The 11,328-nt window shown below is 73.8% G+C and carries 12 protein-coding genes; 5 read left to right on the top strand and 7 right to left on the bottom strand.

Annotated elements, in window-relative coordinates; all coding sequences use genetic code 11:
* Nucleotides 1-183: 183 nt before the first annotated feature.
* The 7 genes from OIM89_RS17185 to OIM89_RS17155 all read right to left on the bottom strand — a co-directional run bounded on the left by OIM89_RS17185 (nucleotide 184) and on the right by OIM89_RS17155 (nucleotide 7,198).
* Nucleotides 184-819: an MFS transporter gene (locus OIM89_RS17185; protein WP_374197952.1), complete on the bottom strand. Its 636-nt coding sequence runs from the start codon at nucleotides 817-819 to the stop codon at nucleotides 184-186.
* 74 nt (nucleotides 820-893) lie between these two features.
* Nucleotides 894-1,202, bottom strand: coding sequence for a hypothetical protein (locus OIM89_RS17180; protein WP_030699146.1), 309 nt, complete (start codon nucleotides 1,200-1,202; stop codon nucleotides 894-896).
* 90 nt (nucleotides 1,203-1,292) lie between these two features.
* Nucleotides 1,293-2,876 (bottom strand): MFS transporter, encoded by a 1,584-nt coding sequence (locus OIM89_RS17175; RefSeq protein WP_175457827.1) that lies wholly within the window; start codon nucleotides 2,874-2,876, stop codon nucleotides 1,293-1,295.
* Between the two features lie 266 nt (nucleotides 2,877-3,142).
* A complete protein-coding gene (locus OIM89_RS17170) occupies nucleotides 3,143-4,345 on the bottom strand; it encodes a hypothetical protein (RefSeq protein WP_226965430.1) in 1,203 nt (400 codons plus the stop codon).
* Between the two features lie 295 nt (nucleotides 4,346-4,640).
* On the bottom strand, nucleotides 4,641-5,630 hold the full coding sequence (locus OIM89_RS17165) for an ABC transporter substrate-binding protein (RefSeq protein WP_030699148.1): 990 nt from the start codon (nucleotides 5,628-5,630) through the stop codon (nucleotides 4,641-4,643).
* A 93-nt stretch (nucleotides 5,631-5,723) separates the two neighbouring features.
* A complete protein-coding gene (locus OIM89_RS17160; RefSeq protein WP_030699149.1) occupies nucleotides 5,724-6,485 on the bottom strand; it encodes an ABC transporter permease in 762 nt (253 codons plus the stop codon).
* Complete coding sequence (locus tag OIM89_RS17155; RefSeq protein ID WP_030699150.1) at nucleotides 6,482-7,198, bottom strand: ABC transporter permease; 717 nt, start codon at nucleotides 7,196-7,198, stop codon at nucleotides 6,482-6,484. The genes OIM89_RS17160 and OIM89_RS17155 overlap by 4 nt, the downstream gene beginning before the upstream one ends.
* Nucleotides 7,199-7,454: 256 nt before the next feature.
* Between OIM89_RS17155 and OIM89_RS17150 the strand changes: the two genes are divergently transcribed.
* The 5 genes from OIM89_RS17150 to folK all read left to right on the top strand — a co-directional run bounded on the left by OIM89_RS17150 (nucleotide 7,455) and on the right by folK (nucleotide 11,275).
* A complete protein-coding gene (locus OIM89_RS17150) occupies nucleotides 7,455-8,621 on the top strand; it encodes an ABC transporter ATP-binding protein (protein ID WP_175457830.1) in 1,167 nt (388 codons plus the stop codon).
* Between the two features lie 48 nt (nucleotides 8,622-8,669).
* Nucleotides 8,670-9,530: a dihydropteroate synthase gene (gene folP, locus OIM89_RS17145; protein WP_078858244.1), complete on the top strand. Its 861-nt coding sequence runs from the start codon at nucleotides 8,670-8,672 to the stop codon at nucleotides 9,528-9,530.
* A gap of 71 nt (nucleotides 9,531-9,601) precedes the next feature.
* Complete coding sequence (locus OIM89_RS17140) at nucleotides 9,602-10,072, top strand: nuclear transport factor 2 family protein (protein ID WP_030699153.1); 471 nt, start codon at nucleotides 9,602-9,604, stop codon at nucleotides 10,070-10,072.
* Between the two features lie 247 nt (nucleotides 10,073-10,319).
* Nucleotides 10,320-10,679 (top strand): dihydroneopterin aldolase, encoded by a 360-nt coding sequence (gene folB / locus OIM89_RS17135; protein ID WP_023418702.1) that lies wholly within the window; start codon nucleotides 10,320-10,322, stop codon nucleotides 10,677-10,679.
* Nucleotides 10,676-11,275, top strand: coding sequence for a 2-amino-4-hydroxy-6-hydroxymethyldihydropteridine diphosphokinase (gene folK, locus OIM89_RS17130; RefSeq protein WP_030699154.1), 600 nt, complete (start codon nucleotides 10,676-10,678; stop codon nucleotides 11,273-11,275). The genes folB and folK overlap by 4 nt, the downstream gene beginning before the upstream one ends.
* Nucleotides 11,276-11,328 lie beyond the last annotated feature (53 nt).

Below are 11,328 nucleotides of genomic sequence, written 5' to 3'. Positions count from 1 at the left end.
ACGCGGGCCGGGCTCCGCGGCCTGACCGGACGTGCTGATCGCCGGCGTCCGCCGGGGGCGCACCGGGCCGGGCGGGCAGCAGGGCCACAGGCGGAGGTCCGCCGCTCACACCCCGACCCGCGCCGCCCCGCCCCGTCGAAGGCGGCAGGGCGGCGGGCAGCAGGGCGAGGGCCGTGATCCCGGTTAGGAGCAGCAGGGTGTTCGGCGCAGCCCAGCCTCGCGCCGGTACCTGTGCGAGCGCGTGGCCGAGTACCGCCAGGCAGCCGCGGGCAGCACCGCCCCGGCCATGCCGAGCCGCTGCGCGACGGGGCGGTCCCGCTCCGGGAGCGGCATCGCGGTGGCCGGCACCACCGCGGCGAGCACCAGCGGAAGGCTGATCCAGAACACGGACTGCCGGCCGAAGTGCGCCACGAGGAGCCCGCCGAGCACGGGCCCGCTCCCGGCCGCCACCGCGATGGCGCCGGTCCGCAGAGCGACCGCCCGGCGCGGTTCCTTCTCCGGGTACGCCGGCCGCAGCACCGCGAGTGTCGCGGGCTGGAGCAAGGCGCCGCACACCCCTTGCGCCACCCGCAGCCCGATCACCCAGCCGACCGAGGGCGCCAGCGCGATCCCGGCCGAGGCCAGGCCGAAGCCGGTCGGTCCGAGGCGGAGCAGCCGCAGATGCCCGTACCGGACGCCGAGCCGCTCTGCGAGGACCAGCAGGGCGGCCACCGCGACGAGGTAGCCGGTGCCGGTCCACCGGAGCTGCGCCGCGCTCGCCCCGAACGCGCGCCGCGGCCCGGGCCGGGCCATCAGGAGCACCGTGCCGTCCAGCGCCACGATCGTCGCCCCGCCGGTGTCGACCAGGAGCGGCGCGGCCCGCCCGACCCCCCGAGGTGCCCGAGCGCCCGCCGTCAGCCCTCCGCCGACGCCTTGCGGATCAGCGGCTCGAACTCCCGCCGCACATAGGCGTCGAACGGTTCGGTGAGGGCGCCGTCGATCACCTCGCGCACCCCGTGCCCGGCGGCGCACTCCTTCAGCGCGGCGCGGGACTCCGGCCCCACCCCGCCACCGACGATCAGCACCCCGAACTCCCCGGACGCCAGGAGCCCGCGGGCCTCCTCGTCGGTGCTCACGCCCTCCGCGTCGAAGCCGTCCTCGCGCAGCGTGGCCAGTACCTCCCGCACCCTGGCGGGCGTCCTTCCCAGCACCAGCGTCTTCACGGTCATGCCTCCCGGCTACGTCGACATCTGCGCACGCGGCCCTGGACGCTCAACCCGAGTCGGGGTCAACTGCCGGCCGGAGAGCGGAGGTCACACGCCCGCGGCCTCGGGCTTGTCGTCCTTCTCCGGCACCGCGCCTGCCGCCTGCGCCTCCTGCGCCTCCCGCGCGGTCTCCGGCATGTCCGCCGCCAGAACCCGCTCGGCACGCCACAGCAGGAAGGCCGCGACGGCTCCGCCGAACAGGACGGCCACGGCGCCGAAGAGCTGGCTGGTTTCCAGGCCGGCTGCGAAACCCTCGGCGACTACTTGGCGTTCGGCGGCGGTGTCTGCCTCGGCCAGGACGCTGGGCAGCGAGGCGGCGCCCACCGCGCCCGGCACGAGGGCGGCGAAGCGGGAGTTGAGGACGGCGCCCAGGGTCGCCACGCCGAGCCCGTTGCCGAACTCGCCGAGGGTGCCGTTGACCGCGGCCCCGACGCCCGCCTTCTCCCGGGGGATCGCGCTCATCAGCGCGTTGGCCATGGCGGGCGTGGCCAGGGCGATACCGATGCCCATCACGACGAGCCCGGAGACCATCCCGGCGTACGCCCCGCTGCCGAAGAGGGCGATCACGGCGAGGCCCGCCGACAGCAGCCCCATGCCGATCGCGATGGTGAGCGGCGTGCCGATCTTCGGCAGGACCCAGGCACCGATGCCGACGAGGTTGAGGACGACCACGCTGATCGCGAGCGGGGCGATCCGCAGCCCCGCCTCCAGCGGCCCGTACCCGAGGACGAACTGGAGGTGCTGGGTGAGCAGGAAGAGCGAGCCGCCCATGCCGAAGGCGATCAGCACCGCGCCCGCCACCGCGCCGGTGAACCGGCGGTCGCGGAAGAACCGCATGTCGAGCATGGGGTGCGGGGTGTGCAGCTCCCAGAGGACGAAGGCGGCGAGCACGGCGAGGCCGATCGCCCAGGAGGCGGCGACGTACCCGGAGAGCCAGCCGTGCTCCGGGCCGGAGATGATCGCGTAGACCACGCCGGTCATGCCGACGGTGGAGAGCAGCGCTCCGGGCAGGTCGGGGCGTTCGCCGTCCTTGCTCTTCGACTCGGGGACGAGCGCGACCACCGCGACCAGGCCCAGCAGGGCGACCGGGATGTTGATCAGGAAGATGACGCCCCACGAGAAGTGGTTGAGGATGACGCCGCCGACCAGCGGGCCGATCGCGACGCCCAGCGCGTTGACCGTGGCCCACAGGCCGATCGCGCGGACCCGCTCCCGCTCGTCGAAGATCTGGACGACCACGGCGAGGGTGGTGGTGATCAGCAGCGCGCCGCCGACGCCCATCCCCGCGCGGGCCGCGATCAGCTGGGCGGAGGACTGGGCGAGCCCGGCCACCAGTGAGCCCACGCCGAACACCGCGAGCCCCACGACCAGCATCTTCTTCCGCCCGTACCGGTCGGCGGAGCTGCCGGCGGTGAGCAGCAGTCCCGACTGCACCAGCGAGTAGGCGTTGATCATCCACTGGACGTCGGCAGTCGAGGCGTCCAGTTCGCGGGTGAGGGAGGGGATCGCGACGTTCAGCACCGTGTTGTCGAGCAGCACCGTCAGCTGGGCCAGGCAGATGACGCCGAGGATGAGCCAGCGCTGTGGATGGCCCGTCGGTGCGGTACCGGCGTCAGTGGTCGTGGCCGCCATGGGTTCCTGCCCTTCATTCACGTCTGTCCTGACGGGGGGACCGTCGTGCCGGCAGGACCGGAAAGCGCCACGGCCGCCGCACTCACGGCATTCCGCTCACCCTCACCGACCGCACCGCACCGGACAAGAAGTTTCCGTACTGCCCAAAGCCCGGGCGGGCCCCGGCCGTCGGCACCGGTGCGGGCGGTGGCCGCCCGGCGCACACAACAGTCCCCGTACCGGGCCACGTTCCGGTACGGGGACTGTTCTGGTGCGCGTGCGGGCTGTCAGGCCCGCAGGGCGGTGCGGAGGGTGCCGACGTCGAGCTGTTCGGTCTCGTCGTGTTCGGTCAGGTCGATGACGTGGCCGACCTCGTCGCGGCCGTGCGCCGGGCGTTCGGGGGCGGCGGCCCGGTCGTCCTCGGCGTCCTCGTCCGCGCCGCCGGTCGCGGTGGGGGACGGCGGGGAGGACGGCTCGCGGCCGTGGCGCACCTGGCCCGCCTGGGCACCGGCCACGCCCTGCGGGGCGGAGGCGGGGCGGGCGGTGTCCTGCCGGTGCGCGGCGAGCGCCTCCTCACCGACGACGTCGGCGAGGTCCTCGTGCTCCAGCGCCTCGGTGGGCGACTGGCCGGCGGTGCCGAAGAAGTCGAAGCCGCCGATGGCGCGCGGCGCCCGGGCGCGGGCGGGGTCGACGACGGTCGCGGCGACGGGCACGGAGGGGCGCCCGGTCCCGATGGTGCCGGCGACCGGTCCGTACGCAGGGTTCTGCGGGGCGGCCGCCTGGGGCTTCCCCGCCGCCGGGTCCCCCTCCGGGGTCGTGGGCTGCGGGGCGGCGGGCTGCGGGGTCGCGGGTTGCGGCACCGGTCCGCGCGCGAGGCGTTCCAGCGCGGCACCCGCCCGGCGGTACAGCTCCGGGGTGGCCTGGCGCGGCACCCGGTGGGCGCCGGGTGCGGGCACCGGGGCCTGCCCGGGCGCCGGTACGGGGGCGAGGCCGACGCCCTGCGCCGGGGCGGCGGGGAGGGCGCGGGCCGGGGCGGCCGCCTCGATGGCGAGGCGGCGGCGGCCTTCGAGCGCGCTGGCCCGCTGGGTCTCGGCGTTGGCGTACCGGCGCAGCAGGGCGGCGTGCTCGCCGCGCAGGCCCGCGATCTCGGTGCGCTTGGCCCGGATCTTCTGCTCCAGCCTGGCGCGCAGTTCCCGGGACTCCTCGAGGTCCGCCTCCAGTTCGGCGACGCGCTCCTCGTGGCGCCACTCGGCCCCGGCCCGCGAACGGGTCAGTTCGGCGACCCGCTTGCCCGCCTCCCGGTCCCAGCGCCGCATGAGGACGGCGCTGACCACGGCGGCGAGGGCGGCGGCGGCCACGAGCAGCCGCAGGACCAGCGGATCGGGGAAGATCCAGGCCAGTGCGGCGCAGGCCAGGGCGAGCGCGGCGAGGACCGTCGGCGGCAGCAGCCGGTGCAGCGGTGGGGAATGGCGATGACGTCCACGTGGCATGGCCAGAAACTTACCGCGCGTAGGCGCACGGATGGAGCCCCGACCGGAAATCTCCTCCGTTGGTACGACGAGCTGCCGAGCGCACCCCGCACGCGAACTCCCCACAGGGGAAAGCATTCCGGCCCCGGAAAAGGCTCCGGACACGGGCCAGGGGCGTTCACCGCCGGGCCGATTGACGGAATCCGAGCTTCCGCCGGGGGGTGCGGCACCAGGTATTTCAAGATCATTTACGGACGTGTCCGCACCCCCGGACCGAACCACGGGAGACCGAGCCGTCTCCGGAGGCTCAAGGGGCTCAGGAGCCCAGCAGACCCTTCTCCTTGAGGTACGCCCCGGCCACGTCGGCCTCCTTCTGGCGCTCCTCGTCGACCTTGCGGTTCAGCTCGGCGAGGTCCTCGGTGGTGAGGGTCTTGGTGAGCTTGCCGAGGATGCCGGCTATCTCCTTGTCCCCGGCGTCCTTGGTGTGGACGACCGGGAGGATGTTGTCGGCGTTCTGGAGCTTCTTGTCGTCCTCCAGGAGCACCAGGCCGTAGTTGGCGAGGGTGGCGTCGGTGGTGGTGGTCAGCACGAGCTGGTCGGTGCCGTTCTTCACCGCCTGCTTGGCCTGCGGGGTGCCCACGCCCTTGGGGTCGATCCCGGTGACGTCGATGCCGTAGGTCTTCTTCAGGCCCGGGGCGCAGAACGGGCGGGTCTCGCATTCGTCGCCCGCCGCGATCTTGACCTTCTCGCCGGACTTCCCGAGATCCGAAAGCGTCTTCAGGTTGTGCTTGTCGGCGAATTCCTTGCTGACCGCGAAGGCGTTCTGGTCGACGGCCTCGCCGTGCGCCAGGACGGTGAGCCCCTTCGGCTCGGCGAACTTCCTCAACTCGGCCACGGTGGCGTCGGCGTCGCTGGAGGCGACCGGTTCGGCGTCGGGCCCGTTCTTCTGGAGGTTGAAGAATTCGGTGAGCGTCGCGGCGTATTCGGGAACGATGTCGATCGCTCCCTTCTCCAGTTCCTTGGCGTAGACCTCGCGGTTCTGCACGGTCTTGACGTCGGTGTCGTAACCGGCGTCGCGCAGGATCTGCGCGTACAGCTCACCGAGCACCTTGGCCTCGGTGAACCGGGCGGCGCCGACGACGAGCGAGCCCTTGCCGCCCTCGCCCGAACCGGCCTTCTCGCCCTTCCCCTGGTCCTCCAGGCTCTCCCCGCCACAGGCGGCGAGGGAGACGGCGAGCGCGGCCACGGCGAGCGCCGCACCGGACTTCCTGCCGAACCGCGAGGTCCGTCGCGTGTTGCTGTTCATGGGGTGTCCACCATTCGTCGGATCAGGATCAGGATCAGGATCGGGGGGGGTACTGCTGCCTGTCGGGCACTGCGGAAGAGTCGGGGGCACCGGTCAGGGCGCCGCGTCGGCCGGGGTGACCCGGGGCGTACCGCCGGAGGAGGCCGGAGCGGACCGGCCCGGCCCGCGCTTCGCCGCCCGGGCGGCCCTCCCCGCGCCCCGGTCGGGAGCCGTCAGCCGGGTGACCAGGACGAGCACCCCTTCGACCAGCACCGCCAGCAGGGCGACGAGGAAGGCCCCGGCTATCACCTGCGGGGTGTTGCTCAGCCCGAACCCGGCGGTGATGATCCGGCCCAGCCCGCCCTCGCCGGCCATCGCGGCGAGCGTGGCCGTGGCGACGACCTGGACGCCGGCGGTGCGCAGCCCGGTCATCAGCAGCGGCTGGGCCAGCGGCAGCTCGACCCGGCGGAAGAGCTGCCAGCCGCTCATCCCCATGCCCCGGGCGGCCTCCACGACGGGCCGGTCCACCTCGCGCATGCCGAGGTAGGCGTTGGTCAGCAGCGGCGGCACCGCGAAGAGCACCAGGGCGATCAGCGTCGGCACGCCTTCGCGCGCGCCGAGCGGGGTGAGGGAGAGCAGGACGAGCACGGCGAGGGTGGGGACGGCGCGGCCGACGTTGGAGATGTTGACCGCGAGCGTGCCGCCCTTGCCGAGGTGGCCGAGCCACAGCGCGAGCGGGAGCGCGACGAGGCAGGCGATCACCAGGCAGACACCGCTGTAGTAGAGGTGTTCGCCGAGGCGGTTCCACACGCCCTTCTCGCCCTGCCAGTGGGCGGCGGTGGTGAGCCAGGTCCAGGCGCCGATGAGGTCGTTCACGGAGTCGTCGCCGCCTTCCTCGCGGGAGCCGGGCCGGGTGCGGCGGCGCCCAGGCGCGTCCAGGGGGTGCAGAGCCGTTGCAGGCCCAGGAGGAGCACGTCGGCGGTGATCGCCAGGATCACGCAGAGCACCGAGGCGGCGAGCACCTGGGCGCGGAAGTCGGTGTCGAGGCCGTCGAGGATGAGGGAGCCGAGGCCGCCGTAGTCGACGATGGCGCCGACCGTGGTGAGGGCGACGGTGGAGACGGTGGTGATCCGCACCCCTGCCAGCAGCGCGGGCAGCGCGAGCGGCACCTCGACCTCCCAGAGCAGCCGCCACGGCCCGTACCCCATGCCGGTGGCCGCCTCGCGGGCCTCCTCGGGGACGGCGTCGAGCCCCGCGAGGGTGTTCCGGACCAGGATCGTCAGCGAGTAGAGCACCAGCCCGGTGATCACCAGCGCCGCCGAGAGCCCGAAGAGCGGGAGCAGCAGGGAGAACATGGCGAGCGAGGGGACCGTGTAGAAGAGCGTGGTCACCGCGAGGACCGGGGCCGCGAAGGCGCGCCTGCGGTGGGCGAGGACCGCCAGCGGGAAGGCGGTCAGCACGCCGATGACGACGGCGGCCACCGTGATGCCGATGTGCTGGAGGGTCGCGTCGACCAGGTCCTGGCCGCGCGTACGGAAGTACTCCCCGCAGACCCAGTCGTTGGCCACCAGGCAGTTCGCTGCGCTCACCCCGCCCGCCTCCCCCGCATCCCGCCGTTCACACCCCTGTTCGGCGGACCCCTGTACGACAGGGACCACCCCGCGCGGCCCTTCCTGACGGGACCGCCGAAACCGCCGGAAACCCACCCTTACCGAACAGGTGTCCACGACTGTCTGCGACCCTAGCGCCGGGCACCGACAATCGCCGGGGTTCGCCCCTTTCCGGGGCAGACCTGCAACACAGCCTTCACACGCCCACCATCCACGGCCACGACAAGGGGGACCCATGATCCGGTTCGAGCAGGTCAGCAAGGTGTACGCGGACGGGACGACCGCGGTGGACGACCTCACCCTCGAGGTCGCCGCGGGGGAACTCGTCACGCTCGTCGGGCCCTCGGGGTGCGGCAAGACCACCACGATGAAGATGGTCAACCGGCTCATCGAGCCGACCTCCGGCCGGATCTTCCTGGACGGCGAGGACATATCCGCCGTCGACCCGGTCGAGCTGCGCCGCCGCATCGGCTACGTCATCCAGCAGGTCGGCCTCTTCCCGCACAAGACGGTCCTGGAGAACACCGCCACCGTCCCGCACCTGCTCGGCTGGAAGCGCGCCAAGGCCCGCGCCCGCGCCGCCGAGCTGCTGGAACTGGTCGGCCTCGACCCGTCCACGCACGGCACCCGCTACCCGGAGCAGCTCTCCGGCGGCCAGCGCCAGCGCGTCGGGGTCGCCCGCGCGCTCGCCGCCGACCCGCCGGTGCTGCTGATGGACGAGCCGTTCGGCGCCGTCGACCCGGTGGTCCGCGAACACCTCCAGAACGAGTTCCTGAAGCTCCAGGCCGAGGTCCACAAGACCGTGCTCTTCGTCACCCACGACATCGAGGAGGCGGTCCGGCTCGGCGACCGCATCGCCGTCTACGGCCACGGCCGCATCGAGCAGTTCGACACCCCCGCCGCCGTCCTCGGCGCCCCCGCCACCCCCTACGTCGCGGACTTCGTCGGCGCCGACCGGGGCCTCAAGCGGCTCTCGGTCACCCCGATCGAGCCCGGTGACCTGGTCCGCCCGCCCGTCGTCCACCTCGACGACCCGCTGGCCGCCGCCGGGCAGCGGCTGCGCGCCGAGGGCGCCCGCTGGGCGGTGGTGCTGGACGGCGAGGAGAAGCTGCACGGCTGGATCTCGGCGGCCCGCGCCGAGGGCGCCGAGGGGACCGTCGGCGAGCAGGCCCGCCGGATGGAGGCGTGGCTGCCGGTCGGCGCGCCCCTCAAGCGCGCCTTCGCGACCATGCTCCAGCACGACGCCGGCTGGATCGCCGTCCTCGACCCCGACGACGACCACCGCTTCCTCGGCGTGCTGACCCCGGCCGCGCTCCACGAGGCCCTGCGCCGCTCCACGGCCGCCGACTCCCGCGCCGTGCCCCGCGAGGACGTCGCCCTGGAGACCGTGCACGCCGTCTGACAGGGTCCGCGCGGTGGTGGCGTCCCCGCACGGCTCTAGGCTGGAGACATGAGTACGTCGTTTGGGCGCGGGCGCGTCGCAGGGCTTCCGGAGTGGGACCGCTGCGCGGTCATGGGCGTGGTCAACGTGACCCCGGACTCGTTCTCCGACGGCGGCCGCTGGTTCGACACCGAGCGGGCGGTCAAGCACGGCCTGGACCTGGCCTCGCGCGGCGCCGACCTGATCGACGTGGGCGGCGAGTCGACCCGCCCCGGCGCGCCCCGGGTGGACGAGGCCGAGGAGCTGCGCCGGGTGGTGCCCGTGGTGCGGGCGCTGGCCGCCGAGGGCCTGGTCGTCTCGGTCGACACGATGCGCGCCGCCGTCGCCGAGCAGTCGCTCGCCGCCGGCGCGCTCCTGGTCAACGACGTGAGCGGCGGTCTCGCCGACCCCGCGATGATCCCGGCGGTGGCCGCCGCCGGGGCGCCCTTCGTGGTGATGCACTGGCGCGGCTTCAGCTCCGCGATGAACAGCCATGCCGTCTACACCGACGTGGTCGGCGAAGTCACCGACGAGCTGCGGACGCGGATCGACGCGGCCGTCGCCGGCGGCATCGCCCCCGACCGGATCGTCGTCGACCCGGGCCTCGGCTTCGCCAAACAGGCGCCGCACGACCTGGCGCTCGTCGCCCACCTGGACCGGCTGCGGGCGCTCGGCCACCCGCTGCTGGTCGCCGCCTCCCGCAAGCGGTTCCTCGGCCGGGTGCTGGCCGGCCCCGACGCCACCCCGCCGCCCGCCCGCGAGCGCGACGCGGCCACCGCCGCGATCTCCGCGCTCTCCGCGCAGGCCGGCGCCTGGGCGGTCCGCGTCCACGACGTCCGGCCGACCGCCGACGCCGTCCGCGTGGCCCGCGCGGTCGAGGCCGCCCGCTGACCCCCGGCCCGTTCCACCCCCACAAGCTCTCCCCCGCGCGCCCCTCGCGCGCCCCCGACGAACGGAGCCCGGTGACCTCCACCGAGATCGAGCAGGTCGAGCGTGCCAACGCCGAGTACTACGACATCGTGGAACGCGGGGACTACGCGGAGCTGGCCGCGCTCTGGCTGGACGAGGAGTCCCTGTCCTGCGTCCACCCGGGCTGGCCGGTCCTCAGCGGCCGGGGCGAGGTGCTCCGCTCGTACGCCGTGATCATGGCGAACACCGACTACATCCAGTTCATCCTGACCGACGTGCAGACCTCCCTGCTGGGCGCGACGGCGATCGTGACCTGCACGGAGAACATCCTGAGCGGGGGCCCGCCGCCGGAGGACGGGGAGCTGGGTCCGCTGGTGGGGCAGCTGGTCGTCGCGACCAACGTCTTCCGGCGCACCACCGAGGGGTGGAAGCTCTGGTCGCACCACGCCTCCCCCGTCCTCGCCGAACTGGAGGGGGAGGACGGCGACGGGGACGGCGGGCCGGGTGAGGAATCCCCTGCCTGAGGGCGGGCTGATTCGCCGGCGTTCTGGGTAGGGGCCCCTTCGCCGTCCCTGCCCGGAGGGTGGGGGACCGGTTTTCGGGCGGGCGCGGCCAGGTGCGCGTCATGTGGGGTTCCCCGGTTCTTCCCCGTGCTGTCCCGACCCCGTGGGCGGGCCGTGTCGGTGGCCACCGGTAGCCTCGCCTGAGGCCGGTGGGCCGGCCGCACGCGCGCACCGCCCGCCGACAACGACAAGAGCAGGAGTGATTCGCGTGGATCGTGTCGCGCTGCGCGGCCTCAAGGGCCGAGGGCACCACGGTGTCTTTCCCAAGGAGCGCGAGGAGGGCCAGACCTTCATCGTCGACCTCGTCCTCGGTCTGGACACCCGGCCCGCAGCCGAGAGCGACGACCTGACCCGGACCGTCCACTACGGCATCGTCGCCGAGGAGGTCGTGGCCGTGGTCGAGGGCGAGCCGGTGAACCTCATCGAGACCCTGGCCGAGCGCATCGCCCGGACCTGCCTGAAGACGGACGCGGTCCAGGAGGTCGAGGTCACCGTCCACAAACCGGACGCCCCGATCACCGTCCCGTTCGACGACGTGACCGTCACCATCACCCGGAGCCGTGTATGAACCCGAACAGCAGCGACCCCACCGTGCAGCCGGTCCCGGCCTCCGTCGTCGAGCAGGTGGACGCCGCCGACGTGACCCTCTCCAACCCGAAGACCGCGGTGATCTCCCTCGGCAGCAACCTCGGCAACCGCCTGGAAACCCTCCAGGGCGCCGTCGACGCGCTGGAGGACACCCCCGGCCTGCGGGTCAAAGCCGTCTCCCCGGTCTACGAGACGGAGCCGTGGGGCGTCGAGCCCGGCTCCCAGCCCTCGTACTTCAACGCGGTCGCGGTGATCCGCACGACGCTGCCCCCCGGCTCGCTGCTGGAGCGCGCCCAGGCGGTCGAGGAGGCGTTCCACCGGGTCCGCGACGAGCGCTGGGGCCCGCGCACCCTGGACGTCGACATCGTTGCCTACGCCGACGTCGTCTCGGCCGACCCCGAACTCACCCTCCCCCACCCGCACGCCCACGAGCGCGCCTTCGTCCTCGCCCCCTGGCACGACGTGGACCCCGAGGCCGAGCTGCCGGGGCAGGGCTCGGTGGACGAGCTGCTGTCGGCCCTGGCCGGGGACGGCCTGACCCGCCGCGAGGACCTGGAACTCCGACTCCCGGAGTAGACGTTGCCCCCGTGGAACGGCCGGGCGTACGCCCCGTGCCCGGGGCAAGCTGG

Origin of the sequence: Streptomyces sp. BI87 (assembly GCF_025957665.1) — a bacterium.
Classification (GTDB): Bacteria; Actinomycetota; Actinomycetes; order Streptomycetales; family Streptomycetaceae; genus Streptomyces; species Streptomyces albidoflavus.
Note: the sequence above shows the minus strand (reverse complement) of the source record. Positions and strands in the feature narration are given on the sequence as shown.

Excerpts from the sequence above, each read along its gene's own strand:
- OIM89_RS17175 (WP_175457827.1), bottom strand. The coding sequence starts at position 2,876 with ATGGCGGCCACGACCACTGACGCCGGTACCGCACCGACGGGCCATCCA.
- OIM89_RS17170 (WP_226965430.1), bottom strand. The coding sequence starts at position 4,345 with ATGCCACGTGGACGTCATCGCCATTCCCCACCGCTGCACCGGCTGCTG.
- OIM89_RS17165 (WP_030699148.1), bottom strand. The coding sequence starts at position 5,630 with ATGAACAGCAACACGCGACGGACCTCGCGGTTCGGCAGGAAGTCCGGT.
- OIM89_RS17150 (WP_175457830.1), top strand. The coding sequence starts at position 7,455 with ATGATCCGGTTCGAGCAGGTCAGCAAGGTGTACGCGGACGGGACGACC.
- folP (WP_078858244.1), top strand. The coding sequence starts at position 8,670 with ATGAGTACGTCGTTTGGGCGCGGGCGCGTCGCAGGGCTTCCGGAGTGG.
- folK (WP_030699154.1), top strand. The coding sequence starts at position 10,676 with ATGAACCCGAACAGCAGCGACCCCACCGTGCAGCCGGTCCCGGCCTCC.